21 protein-coding genes are annotated in these 23,776 nt (G+C 53.3%); 17 read left to right on the top strand and 4 right to left on the bottom strand.

Going from position 1 to position 23,776, the window contains the following annotated elements; all coding sequences use genetic code 11:
- Positions 1-44: 44 nt before the first annotated feature.
- Both yfbR and alaA read right to left on the bottom strand, forming a co-directional pair.
- A complete protein-coding gene (yfbR, locus tag FDX11_RS12835; protein WP_042307093.1) occupies positions 45-644 on the bottom strand; it encodes a 5'-deoxynucleotidase in 600 nt (199 codons plus the stop codon).
- 97 nt (positions 645-741) lie between these two features.
- A complete protein-coding gene (gene alaA / locus FDX11_RS12840; RefSeq protein WP_137398021.1) occupies positions 742-1,959 on the bottom strand; it encodes an alanine transaminase AlaA in 1,218 nt (405 codons plus the stop codon).
- A 930-nt stretch (positions 1,960-2,889) separates the two neighbouring features.
- On the opposite strand from alaA, the gene lrhA reads away from it, so the two are divergent.
- The 14 genes from lrhA (at position 2,890) to nuoN (ending at position 19,404) form a co-directional block, all read left to right on the top strand.
- Positions 2,890-3,828, top strand: coding sequence for a transcriptional regulator LrhA (gene lrhA, locus FDX11_RS12845; RefSeq protein WP_042307095.1), 939 nt, complete (start codon positions 2,890-2,892; stop codon positions 3,826-3,828).
- Positions 3,829-4,455: 627 nt separating this feature from the next.
- Positions 4,456-4,899 (top strand): NADH-quinone oxidoreductase subunit NuoA, encoded by a 444-nt coding sequence (nuoA, locus tag FDX11_RS12850; protein ID WP_003028077.1) that lies wholly within the window; start codon positions 4,456-4,458, stop codon positions 4,897-4,899.
- A gap of 15 nt (positions 4,900-4,914) precedes the next feature.
- Positions 4,915-5,568 (top strand): NADH-quinone oxidoreductase subunit NuoB, encoded by a 654-nt coding sequence (nuoB, locus tag FDX11_RS12855; RefSeq protein WP_137398022.1) that lies wholly within the window; start codon positions 4,915-4,917, stop codon positions 5,566-5,568.
- A gap of 85 nt (positions 5,569-5,653) precedes the next feature.
- On the top strand, positions 5,654-7,456 hold the full coding sequence (gene nuoC, locus FDX11_RS12860; protein WP_072276965.1) for an NADH-quinone oxidoreductase subunit C/D: 1,803 nt from the start codon (positions 5,654-5,656) through the stop codon (positions 7,454-7,456).
- Positions 7,457-7,458: 2 nt separating this feature from the next.
- Positions 7,459-7,959: an NADH-quinone oxidoreductase subunit NuoE gene (gene nuoE, locus FDX11_RS12865; protein ID WP_006683660.1), complete on the top strand. Its 501-nt coding sequence runs from the start codon at positions 7,459-7,461 to the stop codon at positions 7,957-7,959.
- Positions 7,956-9,293, top strand: coding sequence for an NADH-quinone oxidoreductase subunit NuoF (nuoF, locus tag FDX11_RS12870; protein WP_003839356.1), 1,338 nt, complete (start codon positions 7,956-7,958; stop codon positions 9,291-9,293). Before nuoE ends, nuoF begins: the two co-directional genes overlap by 4 nt.
- 80 nt (positions 9,294-9,373) lie before the next feature.
- The gene (gene nuoG / locus FDX11_RS12875; RefSeq protein WP_137398023.1) at positions 9,374-12,100 is read left to right on the top strand and encodes an NADH-quinone oxidoreductase subunit NuoG; all 2,727 of its coding nucleotides are present in this window, start codon (positions 9,374-9,376) and stop codon (positions 12,098-12,100) included.
- Complete coding sequence (nuoH, locus tag FDX11_RS12880; RefSeq protein ID WP_003028063.1) at positions 12,097-13,074, top strand: NADH-quinone oxidoreductase subunit NuoH; 978 nt, start codon at positions 12,097-12,099, stop codon at positions 13,072-13,074. Before nuoG ends, nuoH begins: the two co-directional genes overlap by 4 nt.
- A gap of 14 nt (positions 13,075-13,088) precedes the next feature.
- The gene (gene nuoI / locus FDX11_RS12885; protein WP_003028062.1) at positions 13,089-13,631 is read left to right on the top strand and encodes an NADH-quinone oxidoreductase subunit NuoI; all 543 of its coding nucleotides are present in this window, start codon (positions 13,089-13,091) and stop codon (positions 13,629-13,631) included.
- An 11-nt stretch (positions 13,632-13,642) separates the two neighbouring features.
- Complete coding sequence (gene nuoJ, locus FDX11_RS12890) at positions 13,643-14,197, top strand: NADH-quinone oxidoreductase subunit J (RefSeq protein ID WP_003028059.1); 555 nt, start codon at positions 13,643-13,645, stop codon at positions 14,195-14,197.
- Positions 14,194-14,496: an NADH-quinone oxidoreductase subunit NuoK gene (gene nuoK / locus FDX11_RS12895; RefSeq protein ID WP_006683663.1), complete on the top strand. Its 303-nt coding sequence runs from the start codon at positions 14,194-14,196 to the stop codon at positions 14,494-14,496. The genes nuoJ and nuoK overlap by 4 nt, the downstream gene beginning before the upstream one ends.
- The gene (gene nuoL, locus FDX11_RS12900) at positions 14,493-16,334 is read left to right on the top strand and encodes an NADH-quinone oxidoreductase subunit L (protein ID WP_042307099.1); all 1,842 of its coding nucleotides are present in this window, start codon (positions 14,493-14,495) and stop codon (positions 16,332-16,334) included. Before nuoK ends, nuoL begins: the two co-directional genes overlap by 4 nt.
- A 76-nt stretch (positions 16,335-16,410) precedes the next feature.
- On the top strand, positions 16,411-17,940 hold the full coding sequence (nuoM, locus tag FDX11_RS12905) for an NADH-quinone oxidoreductase subunit M (RefSeq protein ID WP_061382114.1): 1,530 nt from the start codon (positions 16,411-16,413) through the stop codon (positions 17,938-17,940).
- 6 nt (positions 17,941-17,946) lie between these two features.
- Entirely contained in the window at positions 17,947-19,404 is a 1,458-nt protein-coding gene (gene nuoN / locus FDX11_RS12910) for an NADH-quinone oxidoreductase subunit NuoN (protein WP_137398024.1), read from the top strand.
- A gap of 59 nt (positions 19,405-19,463) precedes the next feature.
- On the opposite strand, the gene FDX11_RS12915 is transcribed toward nuoN, so the two are convergent.
- A complete protein-coding gene (locus tag FDX11_RS12915) occupies positions 19,464-20,468 on the bottom strand; it encodes a chemotaxis protein (RefSeq protein WP_042307102.1) in 1,005 nt (334 codons plus the stop codon).
- 64 nt (positions 20,469-20,532) lie between these two features.
- Positions 20,533-21,450 carry a ribonuclease BN gene (rbn, locus tag FDX11_RS12920; protein WP_042307104.1) on the bottom strand — a complete coding sequence of 306 codons (918 nt, stop codon included), beginning with the start codon at positions 21,448-21,450 and terminating at the stop codon, positions 20,533-20,535.
- A gap of 67 nt (positions 21,451-21,517) precedes the next feature.
- Between rbn and FDX11_RS12925 the strand changes: the two genes are divergently transcribed.
- From FDX11_RS12925 to menF, 3 genes are all read left to right on the top strand, one after another.
- Positions 21,518-21,979: a GNAT family N-acetyltransferase gene (locus tag FDX11_RS12925; RefSeq protein ID WP_042307106.1), complete on the top strand. Its 462-nt coding sequence runs from the start codon at positions 21,518-21,520 to the stop codon at positions 21,977-21,979.
- A gap of 63 nt (positions 21,980-22,042) precedes the next feature.
- Complete coding sequence (gene elaB, locus FDX11_RS12930; RefSeq protein WP_042307107.1) at positions 22,043-22,348, top strand: stress response protein ElaB; 306 nt, start codon at positions 22,043-22,045, stop codon at positions 22,346-22,348.
- Between the two features lie 104 nt (positions 22,349-22,452).
- Positions 22,453-23,751 carry an isochorismate synthase MenF gene (gene menF / locus FDX11_RS12935; protein WP_042307109.1) on the top strand — a complete coding sequence of 433 codons (1,299 nt, stop codon included), beginning with the start codon at positions 22,453-22,455 and terminating at the stop codon, positions 23,749-23,751.
- The last annotated feature ends 25 nt before the right edge of the window (positions 23,752-23,776 follow it).

Here is a 23,776-nt window from a genome sequence, read left to right on the forward strand (position 1 = left end):
TATGTGCCGGATAAGACGTTGACGTCGCCATCCGGCAAAATCGTTTAAAGCGGTGAATCCTGGCTGATCTCATCTAATGAGAGGTGAAAGCTCGGGACAAACACCTCCATAAAATAGTCCATCTCTTCGCTGCGCCGCGACTCCAGCGTTTTTTCCAGCCGCGTTTTCGCCAATAGGAACTCATTATTGCCCGCCGAAAGTTCCTCCAGACACTTCAGATAGGCGCACAGCGCATCGGCTTGTTTGACGATAGATTTCTCTTCTTCGCTGTAAGCATGTTCATCAATCAGCGGAGCAAAAATATCGCGCAGCTCGTCGGGCACCATATCGACCAGCTTTTGCTGGGCAATTTTCTCTATCGCTTTATATTCCTGGGCTATTTGTGAGTTGAAGTATTTTACCGGGGTAGGGAGGTCACCGGTCAGCACCTCTGAAGCGTCATGGTACATTGCCAACAGGGCAATGCGCTCTGCATTAAGCTGACCACCAAATTTACGGTTTTTGATCGCGGCCAGCGCATGAGCGACCATGGCAACTTGCAAACTATGCTCGGACACATTTTCGGTGCGCACGTTGCGCATCAGCGGCCAGCGGTTAATGAGCTTCAGACGGGAGAGGTGGGCAAAAAAATGGCTCTGCTTCATAACGACCCTTATATGATGGCAACCTAAGAGTCATTGTGCGCAGAGAAGGCTGTCAGATGCAAATACTCGTCATACTGATCCAACAGCCCGTGTTTTATTACAGCTGGTGATACCCTGACAGGAAGCGCTCAAATTTACTCAGCGACATTTCGATATCGTCAATGCGCGGGAGCGTGACGATGCGGAAATGATCCGGCCACGGCCAGTTGAACGCCGTCCCCTGAACCAGCAGCACTTTTTCCTGCAACAGGAAGTCGAGCACCATTTTCTGGTCGTCATGAATGTTGAAGCGTTTAGCGTCGATTTTCGGGAACATATACAGCGCGCCGCGTGGTTTCACGCAGGAGACGCCGGGAATATCATTGAGTAACTCCCAGGCGCGGTTGCGTTGTTCATACAGGCGCCCGCCAGGCATGATAAATTCACTGATGCTCTGGTATCCGCCCAGCGCGGTCTGAATCGCATGTTGCGCCGGAACGTTAGCACATAAGCGCATAGAGGCCAGCATCTCAAGACCTTCGATGTACCCCTTGGCATGTTTCTTCGGCCCGTTCAGCACCATCCAGCCCTGACGGAAACCGGCAACGCGATAGGTTTTTGACAGGCCGTTGAAGGTAATAGTCAGCAGGTCCGGCGCCATTGCGGCGATCGAGTGGTGTTCAGCGTCATCGTAGAGAATTTTGTCGTAAATCTCGTCCGCAAAAATGATTAGATTGTTCTGGCGAGCAATTTCAACAATCTCCATCAGCAGCTCTTTGGAGTAAACAGCGCCGGTTGGGTTGTTGGGGTTAATGATGACAATCCCACGCGTGCGTGGGGTAATTTTGGCGCGAATGTCGTCCAGGTCCGGGTACCAGTCTGATGATTCGTCACACAGGTAGTGCACGGCATTACCGCCGGAGAGCGATACCGCCGCCGTCCACAGCGGGTAATCAGGTGCCGGAACGAGCATTTCGTCCCCACTGTTCAGCAATGCCTGCATAGCCTGCACAATCAATTCGGAAACGCCATTGCCGATATAGATATCTTCCACGGTCACATCGCGCATCCCGCGGGCCTGATAATGCTGCATGATCGCTTTACGGGCTGAATAGAGACCTTTTGAGTCGCAATATCCTTGCGCTGTTGGCAAATTGCGGATCACATCAACCAGAATTTCATCTGGCGCTTCAAACCCGAATGGCGCCGGGTTGCCGATGTTCAGTTTCAGAACTTTATTGCCTTCTTCTTCCAGGCGCTTTGCTTCCTTCAGAACCGGGCCGCGAATGTCATAACAGACGTTTTCTAATTTGCTGGATTTTTCAATGGGGGACATGAACGTTGACCTTTTTAGCTGTGAATGCCACTCCCTGCCATGGAAGTCAGCCCAGCACAATGTACTCCCACGACGGTAAGTTTTGAAGGGTCTTTAGTAGAAGATTTTGAAAATCCATGAAGTTATAATTGACTGTTAATATCTAAATATATCAGAAATATTAGTATAATAAACCAATAAAATGTATTTTATTGGTTTTATATTTTATACCTTCGGTTTTGATGTGGTGGTTTGTCTGGTCAAAAAAACTTAAGTCTGGAAAGCAAAAGGTAACCGACACTTAAGCTGTATGACGTCATTCGAAAATACTGAGGTTTTATCTGCGAGGGCTGTTATCGGCCTGATCCGCGCGTGGTACGGTGTGAATTCATTGTTAAGCATAATTAATGAATTGAGGGATTCTTAATTAATTATTATTTAATATTTAAATCGCATTAATTTGAATGGACTAATAATACGAAAACCTCAGTTCTGACATAACGCCTTGTTGCCTCGAATTATTCGCGATAACACTTATAAATATAGTGGTTTTAGGTTAAGATAAGTCTCATGAAATGGTGCGTAGTAAGAATTTTACGATAATTCAAATGTTTGTTGGTTGTTCCTAACATACTGAAAAGTTAGTTTTTAATGTGTAAATTATTGTTCGTTAACTTTTTTTAAATTTACAAAATTTACATGTTTTCCATTAGTCAGAATCATCCAGCAGCTAAAAATATGGCCCTTTCTCGTTGCTATATTCCGATGAGTGTCACGGTTATTATATAGCGTAGAAAGAGAATTGTTTCGTTTGTTAAACCAAATACATCCTTATTTTCACTTGGTTACACTAAGCGAAACTGCAAGGAAGGCAGGCAGATAACAAATGGAGTTGTTTGATTCTGAATGCACAGCATTAACACGGTATGACCCGCGAGTAAGTGAAAAACTATGATAAATGCAAATCGTCCGATAATTAACCTCGACCTCGATCTGCTGAGAACCTTCGTTGCTGTTGCCGACCTGAATACCTTCGCGGCTGCGGCAGCTGCGGTATGTCGCACTCAGTCTGCGGTGAGTCAGCAAATGCAGCGTCTTGAGCAACTCGTGGGGAAAGAGTTGTTCGCGCGCCATGGACGCAACAAACTGCTGACCGAACATGGTATACAGCTGTTGGGTTACGCCAGAAAAATCTTGCGTTTTAATGATGAGGCATGCTCATCATTAATGTTTAACAATCTTCAGGGAGTGTTAACTATCGGAGCTTCTGATGAATCTGCCGATACTATACTGCCTTTCCTGCTCAACCGTATAAGTTCGGTTTATCCGAAGCTTGCATTGGATGTGAGGGTCAAGCGCAACGCCTATATGGTGGATATGCTGAAGTCGCAAGAAGTGGATTTGGTGGTAACGACTAACCGTCCGGGCGATTTTGAATGCCTGAATCTGCGCACTTCACCGACGCACTGGTATTGTGCAGCTGAATATATCCTGCAAAAAGGTGAGCCGGTTCCGTTGGTTCTGCTGGACGATCCGAGCCCGTTCCGCGATATGGTGTTGGCAACGCTGAATGCTGCACAGATCCCGTGGCGCTTAGCGTATGTTGCTTCAACATTGCCTGCGGTTCGTGCTGCGGTCAAAGCCGGTCTGGGCGTTACTGCACGTCCCGTTGAAATGATGAGTCCTGATTTACGCGTACTGGGCGCGGCGGACGGATTACCGCCATTGCCTGATACCGAGTATCTGTTGTGCTGCGATCCGGCTACGCAAAATGATTTAGCTCAGGTTATCTTTAACTCGATGCAGACTTATCAAAATCCTTGGCAATACAATCAGTTTACCCCCGAAGGGGGAGATGATTCGCTCCTTGTTGAAGGGGACTTCGAGTAACGCGTCACAAAAAACGTTTTAAAATGTAAGTGTAAAAAAAGAGCCGCTAATGATGAAAAAACATCCAGCGGCTCTTTTTTTATGCAAATAACGTTGGTTTATGTCATTTGCTATACTAAAACTTAACAAAATCAGCGGGTAAAAAAACAGCCTGCAAATAGGGTGAAAAATAATCAGCAGAAGTGTTAATTGTTTCCATGTTAAAAAACTAGAGAAATTGTTGCTGTTTTTTATGGTGAATTAACAAAAGCGTGTCACAGATCAAGAAAATACTCCCATTTAGGGGGAGGCATTAGTGTGAATTCCTGTCAAAATAGACGTGTATTATCTTTTTTACTTCACTACGGACACGATTCAACAACATTAAAAAAGACCGATGATGCGATCGAAATGGGTCTAAACAGCACTTTATGTTAATGAGGTTGGAACAGTGTAAAATAATGTGAGGAAACTTTTGTTAAAGTTGACAAAAGGTTATAGAAAGGAGTAAAAAACCCCATCAATTGGCTGTATAAAATGGTTTTCTACAGTGATTGTAAGGTTTTTTTTATTCCTCCCCATGAATCGATGTGGCGTTCATCTGCCGAAAAGAGCAGAGAATTTGGCGCTACTTTTGATGAGTAAGCAATGAGTATGTCAACATCCACTGAAATCATCGCTCATCACTGGGCATTCGCTATCTTTCTTATTGTCGCCATTGGCCTGTGCTGCCTGATGCTCGTCGGCGGCTGGTTTTTAGGTGGTCGCGCACGCGCGAGATCTAAAAACGTGCCGTTTGAATCAGGTATCGACTCGGTCGGCACCGCCCGCTTGCGCCTGTCTGCCAAGTTTTATCTGGTAGCCATGTTCTTCGTTATCTTCGACGTTGAAGCGCTGTATCTGTTCGCATGGTCAACATCTATCCGTGAAAGCGGTTGGATTGGCTTTGTGGAAGCTGCAATTTTTATTTTTGTGTTACTGGCTGGTCTGGTTTATCTGGTGCGTATTGGCGCGCTGGACTGGACGCCCGCGCGTTCACGCCGCGAGCGTATGAACCCGGAAACGAACAGTATCGCTAATCGTCAACGCTAACCGCGAGGCATTAAGATGGATTATACGCTCACCCGCATAGATCCTAACGGTGAGAACGACCGTTACCCCCTGCAAAAACAGGAGATCGTAACCGACCCCCTGGAGCAAGAAGTTAATAAAAATGTGTTCATGGGTAAGCTCCATGACATGGTTAACTGGGGCCGTAAAAACTCAATTTGGCCATATAACTTTGGCCTTTCCTGCTGCTACGTTGAGATGGTGACCTCGTTTACCGCCGTGCACGATGTGGCCCGTTTTGGTGCGGAAGTACTGCGTGCCTCGCCGCGTCAGGCTGACCTGATGGTCGTGGCTGGAACCTGCTTTACCAAAATGGCTCCTGTTATTCAGCGCCTCTACGATCAGATGCTGGAACCAAAATGGGTTATTTCCATGGGCGCATGCGCCAACTCCGGCGGTATGTACGACATCTATTCTGTGGTGCAGGGCGTTGATAAATTTATTCCGGTTGATGTGTACATCCCGGGATGTCCGCCGCGTCCGGAAGCGTATATGCAGGCTCTGATGCTGCTGCAGGATTCCATACGCCGTCCACTCTCCTGGGTGGTTGGCGATCAGGGCGTTTATCGCGCCAATATGCAGTCAGAACGCGAGCGTAAACGCGGCGAACGTATTGCTGTAACGAATCTTCGTACACCAGACGAGATTTAATTTGCGCCTGTCGGCAGCAGCCCTTCCTTCGCTTATCACTACATAAATAGCGCGAAGCACTGCCGACTACCACGGACCATTTGCAATGGTGAACAATATGACCGACTTAACCGCGCAAGACGCTGTATGGCAAACACGGGATCACCTTGATGACCCAGTCATTGGCGAACTGCGCAACCGTTTTGGGCCGGATGCCTTTACCGTTCAGGCGACTCGCACCGGGGTACCCGTTGTTTGGGTCAAGCGTGAACAATTACTGGAAGTTGGCGATTTCTTAAAGAAACTGCCGAAACCTTACGTCATGCTGTTTGACTTACACGGCATGGACGAACGTCTGCGTACGCACCGCGAAGGGTTACCTGCCGCGGATTTTTCCGTTTTCTATCACCTGATTTCCATTGAACGCAATCGCGATATCATGCTCAAGGTGGCTTTGTCTGAAAACGATCTGCGTGTACCGACGTTTACCAAACTGTTCCCGAACGCCAACTGGTATGAGCGTGAAACCTGGGAAATGTTTGGCATTGATATCGAAGGTCACCCGCACCTGACGCGTCTGCTGATGCCGCATACCTGGCAAGGTCACCCGCTGCGTAAAGACTACCCGGCGCGTGCGACCGAATTCGATCCGTTTGAGCTGACCAAAGCCAAACAGGATCTGGAGATGGAGTCTCTGACCTTCAAACCCGAAGACTGGGGCATGAAACGTAGCACCGAAAACGAGGACTTTATGTTCCTCAACCTCGGTCCTAACCACCCGTCTTCTCACGGTGCGTTCCGTATTGTGCTGCAGCTTGATGGCGAAGAAATCGTCGACTGTGTACCTGACATCGGCTACCACCACCGTGGCGCTGAAAAGATGGGTGAACGTCAGTCCTGGCACAGCTACATTCCTTACACTGACCGTATCGAATACCTCGGCGGCTGCGTCAACGAAATGCCTTACGTACTGGCGGTTGAGAAACTGGCGGGCATCACCACGCCGGATCGCGTCAACGTGATTCGCGTGATGCTGTCTGAACTGTTCCGTATCAACAGCCACCTGCTGTACATCTCCACGTTCATTCAGGACGTCGGCGCGATGACGCCGGTCTTCTTCGCCTTTACCGACCGTCAGAAAATTTATGACGTGGTGGAAGCGATCACCGGTTACCGTATGCACCCGGCCTGGTTCCGTATCGGCGGTGTCGCACACGATCTGCCGCGCGGTTGGGACAAGCTGCTGCGTGACTTCCTCGACTGGATGCCAAAACGTCTGGATTCCTACGAGAAAGCTGCACTGCGTAACACCATCCTGAAAGGTCGTTCCCAGGGCGTTGCCGCCTATGGCAAGAAAGAAGCGCTGGACTGGGGTTGTACCGGTGCTGCGCTGCGTGCGACCGGTATTGATTTCGACGTGCGTAAAGCCCGTCCATACTCTGGCTACGAAAACTTTGACTTTGAAGTTCCGGTTGGCGGCGGCGTGTCTGACTGCTATACCCGCGTAATGCTGAAAGTTGAAGAGCTGCGCCAGAGTCTGCGCATCCTTGAGCAGTGCCTCAACAACATGCCGGAAGGCCCGTTCAAAGCGGATCACCCGCTGACGACGCCGCCGCCGAAAGAGCGCACGCTGCAACATATCGAAACCCTGATCACCCACTTCCTGCAGGTTTCGTGGGGACCGGTTATGCCGGCAAACGAGTCCTTCCAGATGGTGGAAGCGACCAAGGGTATCAACAGTTACTACCTGACCAGCGATGGCAGCACCATGAGTTATCGTACTCGTATCCGTACCCCGAGCTATGCGCACCTGCAGCAGATCCCGGTAGCGGTACGTGGCAGCCTGGTGTCCGACCTTATCGTCCATCTGGGTAGTATTGATTTTGTTATGTCAGATGTGGACCGCTAATTATGCACGAGAATCAACAACCACAAACCGAGGCTTTTGAGCTGAGTGCGGCTGAGCGTGAAGCGATTGAGCACGAGAAGCACCACTACGAAGACCCGCGTGCGGCGTCCATTGAAGCGCTGAAGATCGTTCAGAAGCAGCGTGGCTGGGTGCCGGATGGCGCGATCTATGCGATCGCGGATGTGCTGGGTATCCCGGCGAGCGACGTAGAAGGTGTTGCCACGTTCTACAGCCAGATCTTCCGCCAGCCGGTAGGTCGCCACGTGATCCGCTATTGCGACAGCGTGGTGTGCCATATCAATGGTTATCAGGGGATCCAGGCTGCGCTGGAGAAAAAACTCAACATCAAGCCGGGGCAGACGACCTTTGATGGTCGCTTTACGCTGCTGCCGACCTGCTGCCTGGGGAACTGTGATAAAGGGCCGAACATGATGATCGATGACGACACTCATGCTCACCTGACCCCGGAAGGCATTCCTGAACTGCTGGAGCGGTATAAATGAAAGACATTATCCGTACTCCCGAAACACATCCGCTGACCTGGCGTCTGCGTGATGACAAACAGCCGGTCTGGCTGGACGAGTACCGTAGCAAAAACGGTTACGAAGGTGCGCGTAAGGCCCTGACCGGCTTGTCGCCGGACGAAATCGTCAATCAGGTAAAAGACGCTGGCCTGAAAGGGCGCGGCGGCGCAGGCTTTTCTACCGGCCTGAAGTGGAGCCTGATGCCGAAAGACGAATCCATGAACATCCGTTACCTGCTGTGTAACGCCGATGAAATGGAACCGGGTACCTATAAAGACCGTCTGCTGATGGAACAGCTGCCGCACCTGCTGGTGGAAGGCATGCTGATTTCCGCGTTTGCGCTGAAAGCATACCGTGGTTACATCTTCCTGCGCGGTGAATATATCGAGGCGGCTGTGCATCTGCGCCGCGCGATCGCTGAAGCAACCGAAGCCGGTCTGCTGGGCAAAAATATCATGGGCACGGGTTTCGATTTCGAACTGTTTGTCCATACCGGGGCAGGGCGTTACATCTGCGGTGAAGAAACTGCGCTGATTAACTCCCTCGAAGGTCGTCGTGCTAACCCGCGCTCCAAGCCGCCTTTCCCGGCAAGCTCTGGCGCATGGGGTAAGCCGACCTGCGTAAACAACGTCGAAACGCTGTGTAACGTACCGGCCATCCTCGCCAACGGCGTGGAGTGGTACCAGAACATCTCGAAGAGCAAAGATGCGGGCACCAAGCTGATGGGCTTCTCCGGTCGCGTGAAGAACCCTGGCCTGTGGGAACTGCCTTTCGGTACTACCGCGCGTGAGATCCTCGAAGATTACGCAGGCGGCATGCGCGATGGTCTGAAGTTCAAAGCCTGGCAGCCTGGCGGCGCGGGGACAGACTTCCTGACCGAAGCACATCTCGATCTGCCGATGGAATTCGAAAGCATTGGTAAAGCAGGCAGCCGTCTGGGCACCGCGCTGGCAATGGCTGTCGATCACGAGATTGGCATGGTACCGCTGGTGCGTAACCTCGAAGAGTTCTTCGCCCGCGAGTCCTGCGGCTGGTGTACGCCGTGCCGTGACGGTCTGCCGTGGAGCGTGAAAATTCTGCGTGCGCTGGAGCGTGGCGAAGGCCAGCCTGGGGATATCGAGACACTTGAGCAACTGTGTCGTTTCCTCGGCCCGGGTAAAACCTTCTGTGCACACGCACCGGGCGCGGTGGAGCCGCTACAGAGCGCCATTAAATATTTCCGCGAAGAATTCGAAGCTGGCATCAAGCAGACATTCAGCAATACCCACGCTATTGGTGGTATTCAGCCGAACCTGCTGAAAGAGCGCTGGTAATTGCAGGTTACCCCTGCATCGCGATAAGTAATTCGATTAACGCTTAGTCCCTGACTAAGCCAACTGGAAGCATGCTGACTATGGCTACGATTCATGTAGACGGCAAAGAATATGAGGTCAACGGAGCGGACAACCTGCTGGAAGCTTGTCTGTCTCTTGGCCTTGATATTCCGTACTTTTGCTGGCACCCGGCGCTGGGCAGCGTCGGTGCTTGCCGCCAGTGTGCGGTGAAGCAATATCAAAACGCGGAAGATACGCGTGGTCGCCTGGTGATGTCTTGTATGACACCAGCCACCGAAGGCACCTTTATTTCTATTGATGACGAAGAAGCGAAACAGTTCCGCGAAAGCGTTGTGGAGTGGTTGATGACTAACCACCCGCACGACTGTCCGGTCTGCGAAGAGGGCGGTAACTGCCACCTGCAGGATATGACCGTCATGACCGGTCATAGCTTCCGTCGCTATCGCTTCACGAAGCGTACGCACCGCAACCAGGACCTGGGGCCGTTCATCTCTCACGAAATGAACCGCTGCATCGCCTGCTATCGCTGCGTACGTTACTACAAAGATTACGCCGATGGCGCGGATCTGGGCGTGTATGGCGCGCATGACAACGTCTACTTCGGTCGCCCGGAAGACGGTACGCTGGAAAGCGAATTCTCCGGTAACCTGGTCGAGATTTGCCCGACCGGCGTGTTCACCGATAAAACGCACTCCGAGCGCTACAACCGTAAGTGGGACATGCAGTTTGCGCCGAGCATCTGCCAGCAGTGTTCCATTGGCTGTAACACCAGCCCGGGCGAACGCTATGGTGAACTGCGTCGTATCGAAAACCGTTACAACGGTACCGTTAACCACTACTTCCTCTGCGACCGTGGTCGCTTTGGCTATGGTTACGTGAACCTGAAAGACCGTCCGCGTCAGCCGGTACAGCGTCGTGGCGATGACCTGATCACGCTCAACGCCGAACAGGCGATGCAGGGCGCGGCAGATATTCTGCGCCAGTCGAAGAAAGTGATTGGTATCGGCTCCCCGCGTGCCAGCGTTGAAAGCAACTTCGCACTGCGTGAACTGGTCGGGGCGGATAACTTCTATACCGGTATCGCCCAGGGTGAGCAGGAACGTCTGCAACTGGCGCTGAGCGTTCTGCGTGACGGCGGTATTCATACCCCCGCACTGCGCGAAATTGAGTCTTACGATGCGGTTCTGGTGCTGGGCGAAGATGTCACCCAGACTGGCGCGCGCGTTGCGCTGGCAGTGCGTCAGGCGGTGAAAGGTAAAGCACGCGAAATGGCTGCGGCGCAGAAAGTGGCTGACTGGCAGATCGCGGCAATCCTTAACATCGGCCAGCGTGCTAAGCACCCGCTGTTTGTAACTAACGTCGATAACACCCGTCTGGATGATATCGCTGCATGGACCTACCGCGCACCGGTAGAAGATCAGGCGCGTTTAGGCTTCGCTATCGCTCATGCGCTGGACAACAACGCCCCGGCGGTTGACGGTATCGATCATGACCTGCAGAACAAAATTGACGTGATCGTTCAGGCATTAGCCGGAGCGAAGAAACCACTGATTATTTCTGGCACCAACGCCGGTAGCGCCGAAGTGATTCAGGCTGCTGCCAACGTGGCGAAGGCGCTGAAAGGTCGTGGCGCTGACGTCGGCATCACCATGATTGCGCGCTCTGTTAACAGCATGGGCCTGGGTATGATTGGCGGTGGTTCCCTTGACGATGCGCTGACCGAGCTGGAAACAGGTCGTGCTGACGCCGTTGTGGTGCTGGAAAATGACCTGCATCGCCATGCTTCAGCAACGCGCGTTAATGCCGCGCTGGCGAAAGCGCCGTTGGTACTGGTTGTTGACCATCAGCGTACGGCAATTATGGAGAACGCCCATCTGGTGCTTTCCGCCGCGAGCTTTGCCGAAAGCGATGGGACGGTGATTAACAACGAAGGCCGCGCGCAGCGCTTCTTCCAGGTCTATGACCCGTCCTACTATGACAGCAACACCGTGATGCTGGAAAGCTGGCGCTGGCTGCACTCGCTGCACAGCACCGTCCAGAGCCGGGAAGTGGACTGGACGCAGCTCGACCACGTTATCGACGCGGTTGTTGAGAAGTTGCCGCAACTGGCTGGGATCAAAGATGCCGCGCCGGATGCAAGCTTCCGTATCCGTGGACAGAAACTGGCGCGCGAGCCGCACCGCTACAGCGGTCGTACCGCGATGCGCGCTAACATTAGCGTCCATGAACCACGTCAGCCGCAGGATAAAGACACCATGTTCGCCTTCTCGATGGAAGGGAACAACCAACCGTCTGCGCCGCGTTCACAAGTTCCGTTTGCCTGGGCTCCGGGCTGGAACTCCCCACAGGCGTGGAACAAGTTCCAGGATGAAGTGGGCGGGAAACTGCGTCATGGCGATCCGGGGGTGCGTCTGATCGAAGCTTCTGCGGATGGGATGGATTACTTCACTACCGTTCCGGCGAGCTTCCAGGCTCAGGATGGTCAGTGGCGTATCGCGCCGTACTACCATCTGTTTGGTAGTGACGAATTGTCTCAGCGTGCGCCGGTCTTCCAGACCCGTATGCCACAGCCGTACATCAAACTTAACCCGGCAGACGCCGCGAAGTTGGGTGTTAATGCCGGTACCCGTGTTTCTTTCAGCTACGATGGCAATACGGTCACGCTGCCGGTTGAAATCGCTGAAGGATTAACGGCAGGGCAGGTTGGTTTACCGATGGGTATGCCTGGCATCGCGCCGGTTCTGGCAGGCGCGCGTCTTGAAGATCTGCAGGAGGCACAACAATGAGTTGGATTACACCCGATCTGATTGAGATCCTGCTGAGCATTCTCAAAGCGGTGGTGATTCTGCTGGTGGTGGTCACCTGCGGGGCATTCATGAGCTTTGGCGAACGTCGTCTGCTGGGTCTGTTCCAGAACCGTTACGGACCGAACCGTGTTGGCTGGGGCGGTTCGCTCCAGCTGGTTGCGGACATGATCAAGATGTTCTTTAAAGAAGACTGGATCCCGAAATTCTCGGATCGCGTCATCTTTACCCTGGCACCGATGATCGCCTTTACGTCACTGCTGCTGGCTTTCGCCATCGTGCCGGTGAGTCCAAACTGGGTGGTTGCTGACCTGAACATCGGCATCCTGTTCTTCCTGATGATGGCGGGCCTCGCGGTATACGCGGTGCTGTTCGCTGGCTGGTCCAGTAACAACAAATACTCCCTGCTTGGTGCGATGCGTGCTTCTGCGCAGACGCTGAGCTATGAAGTGTTCCTTGGGCTGTCCCTGATGGGCGTGGTGGCGCAGGCCGGTTCATTCAATATGACCGACATCGTCAATAACCAGGCTGATATCTGGAACGTTATTCCGCAGTTCTTTGGTTTTGTCACCTTTGCCATCGCGGGCGTGGCGGTATGTCACCGTCACCCGTTTGACCAGCCAGAAGCCGAGCAGGAACTGGCCGACGGTTACCACATTGAATATTCCGGCATGAAATTCGGTCTGTTCTTCGTGGGCGAGTACATCGGTATCGTCACCATTTCTGCACTGATGGTTACCTTGTTCTTCGGTGGCTGGCATGGCCCGTTCTTACCGCCATTCGTCTGGTTCGCGCTGAAAACCGCGTTCTTCATGATGATGTTCATTTTGATTCGTGCGTCGTTACCGCGTCCTCGTTATGACCAGGTAATGTCCTTCGGCTGGAAAGTCTGTCTGCCGCTGACGCTCGTCAACTTGTTGGTAACGGCGGCTGTCATTCTGTGGCAGGCGCAATAAGGGACACAAAGACCATGACCTTAAAAGAATTGTTCGTAGGTTTCGGCACCCAGGTACGCAGTATCTGGATGATCGGCCTGCATGCGTTCGCGAAACGTGAAACGCAGATGTACCCGGAAGAGCCGGTCTATCTCCCGCCCCGTTTTCGTGGTCGTATCGTTCTGACCCGCGACCCGGACGGTGAAGAGCGCTGCGTTGCCTGTAACCTGTGCGCGGTAGCATGTCCGGTAGGCTGTATCTCTCTGCAAAAAGCAGAGACCAAAGACGGCCGCTGGTATCCGGAGTTTTTCCGCATTAACTTCTCACGCTGCATTTTCTGCGGCCTGTGCGAAGAAGCCTGTCCGACAACGGCTATTCAGCTGACTCCAGATTTCGAGCTGGGTGAGTACAAGCGCCAGGACCTGGTTTACGAGAAAGAGGATCTGCTGATCTCCGGTCCGGGCAAATACCCGGAATATAACTTCTACCGGATGGCAGGTATGGCAATCGACGGCAAAGATAAGGGCGAAGCAGAGAACGAAGCTAAGCCTATCGACGTCAAGAGCCTGTTACCGTAAGGAGAGGGGCAATGGAGTTCGCTTTTTATATCTGTGGCCTGATAGCCATTCTCGCAACCTTGCGGGTGATCACCCACACCAATCCGGTACACGCGCTGCTGTATCTGATTATTTCGCTGCTGGCGATTTCTGGGGTGTTCTTCTCGTTAGGCGCTTATTTCGCCGGTGCGCTGGAAATTATCGTCTACGCGGGTGCCATCATGGTGCTGTTCGTGTTCGTGGTCATGATGCTCAACCTCGGTGGCTCTGAAATCGAACAAGAACGCCAGTGGCTGAAACCGCAGGTGTGGATTGGTCCGGCGATTCTGTCGGCCATCATGCTGGTCGTGATTGTGTACGCCATTCTTGGCGTTAACGATCAGGGCATCGACGGTACGCCAATTAGCGCGAAAGCGGTCGGTATTTCCCTGTTCGGACCGTATGTACTGGCGGTCGAACTGGCTTCGATGCTGCTGCTGGCGGGCCTGGTTGTGGCCTTCCACGTGGGTCGCGAAGAGCGTTCAGGTGAAGTGCTGAGCAATCGCACCGATGACCGTGCGAAAAGAAAAACGGAGGAGCACGCATGATCCCCTTACAACATGGACTGATCCTCGCGGCTGTCTTATTCGTGCTGGGCTTAACAGGTCTGGTTATCCGCCGCAATCTGCTGTTTATGCTGATTGGGCTGGAAATCATGATTAACGCCTCCGCGTTGGCCTTTGTGGTCGCCGGAAGCTACTGGGGCCAGACCGATGGTCAGGTGATGTACATTCTCGCCATCAGCCTTGCGGCTGCGGAAGCGAGCATTGGACTTGCACTGTTGCTGCAACTTCATCGCCGTCGCCAGAACCTGAACATCGATTCAGTAAGTGAGATGCGTGGATGAACATGCTTGCCTTAACCATTATTCTGCCATTTATTGGCTTTGTATTACTGGCGTTCTCTCGCGGTCGTTGGTCAGAAAATCTGTCCGCTACCGTGGGCGTTGGCTCTATTGGCCTGGCTGCGCTGGTGACGGCGTTTGTTGGCGTTGACTTCTTTGCTAATGGTCAACAAGCCTACAGTCAGCCGCTGTGGACGTGGATGTCTGTCGGTGACTTCAACATCGGCTTCAACCTGGTGCTGGACGGCCTGTCGCTGACTATGCTCAGCGTGGTGACCGGCGTCGGTTTCCTGATCCATATGTTCGCCTCCTGGTATATGCGTGGGGAAGAGGGCTACTCTCGTTTCTTCGCTTACACCAACCTGTTTATCGCCAGCATGGTGGTTCTGGTACTGGCGGATAACCTGCTGCTGATGTACCTCGGTTGGGAAGGCGTGGGCCTGTGCTCCTATCTGCTGATCGGTTTCTATTACACCGATCCGAAGAATGGCGCTGCGGCAATGAAAGCCTTCGTGGTGACCCGTGTCGGTGATGTGTTCCTCGCCTTCGCGCTGTTCATCCTCTACAACGAGCTGGGCACGCTGAACTTCCGCGAAATGGTCGAACTGGCGCCTGCGCACTTTGAAGCGGGTAATAACATGCTGATGTGGGCAACCCTGATGCTGCTGGGTGGTGCGGTGGGTAAATCCGCGCAGCTGCCGTTGCAGACCTGGCTTGCTGACGCGATGGCCGGCCCGACGCCTGTCTCCGCGCTAATCCACGCCGCGACGATGGTTACCGCTGGTGTCTACCTGATTGCACGTACCCATGGTCTGTTCCTGATGACCCCGGAAATCCTGCATCTGGTGGGGATTATCGGTGCGATCACGCTGGTGCTGGCGGGTTTTGCCGCGCTGGTACAGACCGACATCAAACGCGTTCTCGCTTACTCCACCATGAGCCAGATTGGCTACATGTTCCTGGCGCTTGGCGTTCAGGCATGGGATGCGGCGATTTTCCACCTGATGACGCACGCCTTCTTTAAAGCGCTGCTGTTCCTGGCATCCGGCTCGGTTATCCTGGCTTGCCACCACGAACAGAACATCTTCAAGATGGGCGGCCTGCGTAAGTCGATTCCGCTGGTGTATGTCTGCTTCCTGATTGGTGGCGCGGCGCTGTCGGCTCTGCCGCTGATTACCGCGGGCTTCTTCAGTAAGGATGAGATTCTGGCCGGTGCGATGGCGAACGGTCATATTAATCTGATGGTTGCAGGTCTGGTCGGTGCGTTTATGACCTCGCTGTACACCTTCCGTATGATTTTCATCGTGTTCCACGGTAAAGAACAAATTCACGCTCACGCCGGGAAGGGGATTACCCATCATCTGCCGCTGATTGTGCTGATGATCCTGTCTACCTTTGTTGGCGCGCTGATTGTGCCGCCGCTGCAGGGAGTATTGCCTGCAACGACCGAACTTGAGCATGGTCGCGTCATGACGCTGGAAATTACCTCCGGCATCGTAGCGATTGCGGGCATCCTGATCGCAGCGTGGCTGTGGCTGGGTAAACGTACGCTTGTTACGTCGATTGCCAACAGTGCGCCGGGCCGCCTGCTGGGTACCTGGTGGTATAACGCCTGGGGCTTCGACTGGCTGTATGACAAAGTGTTCGTTAAGCCGTTCCTGGGCATTGCCTGGCTGCTGAAGCGCGACCCGCTGAACTCAATGATGAACATTCCGGCTGTCCTTTCCCGCTTTGCAGGTAAAGGCCTGCTGTTAAGCGAGAACGGTTATCTGCGCTGGTATGTGGCATCAATGAGCATTGGCGCTGTCGTTGTGCTGGCACTGTTGATGGTACTGCGTTGATCGTAAAGTGAATTTTATCCAAATTCGTTGAAAATCAGGCCTCTGTCAGAGGCCTTAAAAAGGAATAAAAATCGCCATGTTACTACCCTGGCTAATATTGATTCCCTTTATCGGTGGCTTCCTGTGCTGGCAGACCGAACGCTTTGGCGTGAAGGTGCCGCGTTGGATCGCGCTGATTACCATGGGACTGACGCTGGCGCTTGGCCTGCAACTGTGGTTGCAGGGCGGCTATTCACTGACGCAATCCGCGGGTATTCCGCAGTGGCAGTCTGAGTTTGTCCTGCCGTGGATCCCACGTTTTGGCATCTCTATCCATTTAGCAATCGACGGCTTGTCGCTGCTAATGGTAGTGCTGACCGGTCTGCTCGGTGTTCTGGCGGTCCTTTGCTCCTGGAATGAAATCGAAAAATACCAGGGCTTCTTCCACCTGAACCTGATGTGGATCTTAGGCGGCGTGATCGGCGTGTTCCTGGCCATCGACATGTTCCTGTTCTTCTTCTTCTGGGAAATGATGCTGGTGCCGATGTACTTCCTGATCGCGCTGTGGGGGCATAAAGCTTCTGACGGTAAAACGCGTATCACGGCGGCAACCAAGTTCTTCATTTACACCCAGGCGAGTGGTCTGGTGATGTTGATTGCCATCCTGGCGCTGGTGTTTGTGCACTATAAAGCGACCGGCGTGTGGACCTTCAATTATGAAGATCTGCTGAATACCCCGATGTCCCACGGCGTGGAATATCTGCTGATGCTCGGCTTCTTCATCGCCTTCGCGGTGAAAATGCCGGTGGTTCCGCTGCACGGCTGGTTGCCGGATGCGCACTCCCAGGCACCGACCGCGGGTTCCGTTGACCTGGCGGGGATCCTGCTGAAAACCGCAGCCTACGGTCTGCTGCGTTTCTCTCTGCCGCTGTTCCCGAACGCGTCGGCGGAGTTTGCGCCTATCGCCATGTGGCTTGGCGTAATCGGTATCTTCTACGGCGCGTGGATGGCCTTTAATCAGTACGACATCAAACGTCTGATTGCCTACACCTCCGTATCCCACATGGGCTTCGTGCTGATTGCTATTTATACCGGCAGCCAACTGGCTTACCAGGGCGCGGTTATCCAGATGATCGCGCACGGTCTGTCCGCAGCCGGTCTGTTCATCCTGTGTGGTCAGCTGTACGAACGTCTGCACACGCGTGACATGCGTATGATGGGTGGTCTGTGGGGCAAAATGAAATGGTTGCCTGCGCTGTCCATGTTCTTCGCAGTATGTACGCTGGGTATGCCGGGTACAGGTAACTTCGTTGGCGAATTTATGATTCTGTTCGGCAGCTACCAGGTGGTTCCGGTCATTACCGTGATCTCGACCTTTGGTCTGGTGTTTGCCTCTGTATACTCGCTGGCGATGCTGCATCGCGCTTACTTTGGTAAGGCGAAGAGCCAGATTGCCAGCGTAGAACTGCCAGGGATGTCGCTGCGTGAGCTGTTTATCATCCTGTTGCTGGTCGTGCTTCTGGTACTGCTTGGCTTCTATCCGCAGCCGATTCTGGATACCTCGCATTCTGCGATGAGCAACATCCAGCAGTGGTTTGTTAATTCCGTTACTACTACAAGGCCGTAAATCGCCATGACAATAACTCCACAACACCTGATTGCGCTGCTACCGCTGCTGATCGTCGGCTTGACGGTGGTGGTTGTGATGCTCTCCATTGCGTGGCGACGCAATCACTTCCTCAATGCCACGCTGTCGGTCATTGGGCTTAACGCCGCGCTGGTTTCGCTCTGGTTTGTTGGCCAGGCGGGCGCCATGGACGTCACCCCGCTGATGCGGGTTGACGGTTTCGCCATGCTCTACACCGGGCTGGTGCTGCTGGCGAGTCTTGCCACCTGTACCTTTGCTTACCCGTGGCTGGAAGGCTACGACGACAACCGGGAAGAGTTTTACCTGCTGGTGTTGATTGCCGCGCTTGGCGGTATTCTGCTGGCAAATGCTAACCATCTGGCGGCGCTGTTCCTCGGTATCGAACTGATTTCTCTGCCTCTGTTTGGTCTGGTTGGCTATGCGTTCCGTCAGAAATGTTCGCTGGAAGCCAGTATCAAATACACCATTCTGTCTGCCGCAGCGTCTTCCTTCCTGCTGTTCGGTATGGCGCTGGTGTACGCGCAGTCTGGCAACCTGTCGTTTGTTGCGCTCGGTAAGAGTCTTGGCGACGGCATGCTGCACGAACCGCTGCTGCTGGCGGGCTTCGGTCTGATGATTGTTGGCCTCGGCTTTAAACTCTCGCTGGTTCCGTTCCACCTGTGGACGCCAGACGTATACCAGGGCGCTCCGGCTCCGGTTTCCACCTTCCTGGCGACGGCGAGCAAAATCGCTATCTTCGGCGTAGTGATGCGTCTGTTCCTGTACGCACCGGTTGGCGACAGCGAAGCGGTACGTACCGTGCTGGGTGTGATTGCCTTTGCCTCCATCATCTTCGGTAACCTGATGGCGCTGAGCCAGACCAACATCAAGCGTCTGCTCGGTTACTCCTCCATCTCTCACCTCGGCTATCTGTTGGTGGCGTTGATTGCCCTGCAGAGTGGCGAAATGTCGATGGAAGCGGTTGGCGTTTACCTGGCCGGTTATCTGTTCAGCAGCCTCGGCGCGTTCGGTGTGGTCAGCCTGATGTCCAGCCCGTACCGCGGCCCGGATGCCGATTCTCTGTTCTCCTACCGTGGTCTGTTCTGGCATCGTCCGATCCTCGCGGCAGTGATGACGGTAATGATGCTGTCTCTGGCGGGTATCCCGATGACGCTGGGCTTTATCGGTAAGTTCTACGTGCTGGCAGTCGGTGTGCAGGCTAACCTTTGGTGGCTGGTTGCTGCCGTGGTGGTCGGTTCCGCAATTGGTTTGTACTACTATCTGCGTGTTGCCGTGAGCCTGTACCTGAGCGCGCCGCAACAGCTGAACCGCGATGCGCCGTCTAACTGGCAGTACAGCGCGGGCGGGATCGTGGTGCTGATTTCTGCTCTGTTGGTGCTGGTGCTGGGTATCTATCCGCAACCGCTGATCAGCATTGTGCAGTTAGCGACGCCGCTGATGTAAGCGATCCGCTAAAACGAAAAAAACCCGCCTTGGCGGGGTTTTTTATGCGTGAAATCCGGTCAATTTAAAAGCTGCCTGCTCACCAGCGGACCGCTAATGTCTTTCGCTGCGCGCTCCATGACTTCCTGAATGACAGAAGAGAGTTCATTGACCTCAAATTTTGCCACGTAGCCATCAGCTTTAACCCGGCGAACGTGATCTTCATTGGCACTACCGGAAAGCGAGGAGTGGATAACGACCGGGATTTTCTTCAGGCGTTCGTCGGTCTTGATCTTACGGGTAAGCGTAAAACCGTCCATCTCCGGCATTTCCAGGTCGGTGAGCACCAGGGCTATCTTCTCGGTGATTGGCTTGCCTTCCGCCTGTGCTTCTGCGGAAAGCTGCTGGATTTTTTCCCATGCATCCTTACCTGTCACATGCATCTGATGCGGGATTTCCATGGCATTAAGCCCTTTCTCCAGCATCGCGCGAGCGACTTTCGAATCTTCTGCTACAATCGCCACCGCACCCGGCGTGATGTTGAATTTACTGGTTTTCAGGTCTGTCGCGCGTAAATCGTGATTGGACGGTACGATGTCGTAAAGGATTTGCTCAACGTCGAGCACAAGCGCCAGGTTGTTGGTCTCTTTATCGTCATCCAGGCAGGCGATACTGGTGATGTAGCGGCCGTTGACGGCTTTCTCGGCGGTATGCACCTGTTGCCAGTCCAGACGCATAATGTTTTCCACTGATTCCACCGCAAACGCCTGTACGCTGCGGGCGTATTCTGTAATGAGCAGGATGTTGAGTCCGGTCTCGGGTTTACAGCCCGCCACCGCCGGCAGGTCAATCACCGGAATCACTTGATCGCGAATGTTCACCATACCTAACAGCGGAGCTTTCATTCCCGCCGGACGCGTAAACGTCGGCATCGGCACGATTTCACGTAGTTTAAATACGTTGATGCCAAACAGCTCTGATTTCTGCTCCTCAACAGATTTGCCGAGGCGAAACAGTAGCAGTTCAAAACGGTTAGACAGGGTTAGGTTGGTCCTGTCATCAATATCTTTCTGGAAATTGTTCATCCTGTCCTCAGTGTGAAAGCCAGCCTTTTCACTGTTATCGGCACTGAGGCGAAAAAATAGAGCATTAAACGGTGAAAATGGCGAAATCGTGAGCCAGTTCTGTTGCCGGGAACAGCGTTCTGCACTCTTCGAGTAATCGCTGACAGCCTTTTTCATCGTAGCGTGAGCTAACGTGGGTCATGATCAAGCGTCCGACACCTGCTTTAAGCGCCAGAAGCGCGGCTTGTCGGGTTGAGCTGTGTCCACGACTATTGGCCTTCTCCTCCATTGACGAGTCCAGCGTAGTTTCATGCACCATCACATCCACACCTTTTGCCAGTTCGAGGGCACTTGCGCACGGGCCTGTATCGCCGAAAATAGCCACCGATTTTCCCCTGGTGGCCGGGGCAAGAAAGTCGGCACCGTTAATCGCGCGACCATCTTCCAGTACGATGGTTTTCCCGGCTTTCAAATCCTGAAACCACGGGCCGGATTTAACACCAGCCGCCTTCAGAGCACTGGCGTCAAGTGCACCGGGTTTGTCGTGCTCTTCAATGCGAAAACCATAGCATTCCAGCGGATGTTCTAGTGGATATGCCGTTACCTTACGCAGGCCGTCATCCACGATTTCACCTGCGGTGATTTCCACAATATCCAGAGGATAATCAGTCCATGAACCGCTCAGACGCAATGCGGTTTCGGTAAATTCCCGTAATCCTTTTGGTCCGTAAAGCGTCAGTGGCTTCACGTTCCCGGCCATCGAACGACTGCATAGCAGACCAGGTAAACCAAACAGGTGGTCGCCATGCAGGTGGCTGATAAAAATACGGTCGAGTTTTCCCGGATTGAACGGCGTGGCGAGCATCTGATGCTGTGTTCCTTCGCCGCAATCAAAAAGCCACAGCCCCGGCTGAGTCGGGTGTTGCAGATTGAGTAAAATTGCCGTTACATTGCGTGAGCGGGTAGGAACTCCCGCTGACGTGCCTAAAAATAGTAATTCCATCTTTGCGTTACACTTTTCGCCATCAATAAGGCAGGGTGTTCAGGTTATCACAACAAAGGGGCAGACAATGATTCACTGGCAAGATCTCCACCATGCAAAGCTGAGTACACAAGAACTGTATGCCATTCTTCAGCTTCGCTGCGCGGTGTTTGTTGTTGAACAACAGTGTCCATATCAGGATGTGGATGGCGACGATCTGGTTGGAGAAAATCGGCACATTCTGGGCTGGCACAATGATGAGTTGGTGGCGTATGCGAGGATTCTGAAAAGCGATGACGATCTGGAGCCGGTGGTCATTGGCCGGGTGATTGTCAGCGAAGCGCTACGCGGCGCAAAACTTGGGCAACAGCTGATGACCCAGACGCTGGCATCCTGTGCGCAACACTGGCCGCACAAGGCGCTGTATCTGGGGGCGCAGGCGCATCTGCAATCGTTTTATGCGCGCTTTGGTTTTATACCGGTGACGGATATTTATGACGAAGACGGGATTCCGCACATCGGGATGGCGCGAGAAGCACATCAGGCATAAACAGGCGCAAACGGTCCAGGTTGTCTATAGTTAGCGGATACGTCAATAGAAAGGGAGAATACAATGTCTTTTCAATCTTATGAATCACGTATCGATGATGATCTGGAGCTCTTGAGCGAAACGCTGGAAGAGGTGCTGCGTTCTTCCGGCGATCCGGCCGATCAAAAATATCTTGAGTTAAAAGCGCGGGCAGAGCGGGCGTTACAAGAGGTGAGAAATCGCGTCAGCCATGCCTCTGACAATTATTATTTCCGCGCGAAAAAGGCCGTTTGCCGTGCAGATGACTATGTGCATGAAAAACCCTGGCGTGGAATCGGCGTTGGCGCCACGGTCGGTTTAGTGATGGGATTGTTGTTAGCACGGCGATAAATTCCGCTCCGTCAGCGCATTTGTTCGTACTCCCTAACTGGGGGTACTGCTTTTTCTGTTCAGTACCCCGTATAATAAGAGGTTTTTAACAGGGAGAGGTCCGCGTGCAATCAATCACTACTGCGCTGGAAGGTCTGATGCGTCATTTGTCGCAAGAGATACCGGCAGCACCTGGAATTCGTATTTACGACATACCTTTCCCTCTGAACGATGCGTTTGACGCTTTAGGATGGCTGGCCAGTCAACCCGTCTGGCCCCAGTTTTACTGGCAGCAGCGTAACGGCGACGAAGAAGCCGCTGTGCTGGGTGCCGTTGCCACGTTTTCCTCGCTGGCATCCGCTCAACAGTTTTTACGTCAGCACGACAACCAACCTGACCTGCGTATCTGGGGCCTTAATGCGTTCGAGCCCCGGCACGGCAATTTGTTGTTACCGCGACTGGAATGGCGACGCTGCGCCGGGGTGGCAAGCTTACGGCTACACCTGTACAGCGATGTTTCGCTGCGTGAAGACGCCGTACGCGCGGTCGAATTTATTTCCACGCTGGCCAACGTTAAGCCGTTGCCCGCGTTGCGTTTGAGTTTGACGGGAGAACAACACTGGCCAGATAAGGCCGGCTGGACAGACCTGATAAAACTTGCCACGCACACCATCAATGGCGAAGAACTCGACAAAGTTGTGCTGGCGCGAGCGACAGATTTACAGTTTTCACAGTCGGTGAATGCCGCTGCGGTGATGGCTTCCAGCCGTCGCCTGAACCTTAACTGCTACCATTTCTTTATGGCATTCTCTGCCGACTCCGCTTTTCTTGGTTCTTCCCCTGAACGTTTGTATCGGCGGCGTGATACGGCGCTGCGCACCGAAGCGCTGGCCGGAACCGTTGCCAACCACGCTGAGGATCATCGCGCCTGGCAGTTAGGCGACTGGTTGATGAAAGATGATAAAAACCAGCGCGAGAATATGCTGGTGGTCGAAGATATTTGCCAGCGGCTGCAAGGCTGTACGCAAACCCTTGATGTGCTCCCCCCGCAGGTGCTCAGACTGCGTAAGGTGCAGCATCTACGCCGTTGTATCTGGACGGAACTGAATCAGGCCGACGATACGCTTTGCCTGATGCAACTCCAGCCTACGGCGGCCGTTGCAGGCATTCCGCGTGAGCTGGCGCGCGAATTCATCCAGCAAAATGAACCCTTTGAACGCGAGTGGTATGCCGGCTCTGCGGGTTATCTTTCTCTGCGCCAAAGTGAATTCTGCGTATCATTGCGTTCGGCGAAAATTAACGCCAACGTGGTCCGCCTGTATGCCGGCGCGGGGATTGTACGTGGTTCAGATCCTGAGCAAGAATGGCAAGAAATAGACAATAAAGCGGCAGGACTGCGCACTTTATTACAGATGGAAGGGTAATGAGTTGTATATTACCGACTCATAT

Origin of the sequence: Citrobacter sp. wls714 (assembly GCF_005281025.1) — a bacterium.
GTDB lineage: Bacteria > Pseudomonadota > Gammaproteobacteria > Enterobacterales > Enterobacteriaceae > Citrobacter > Citrobacter werkmanii.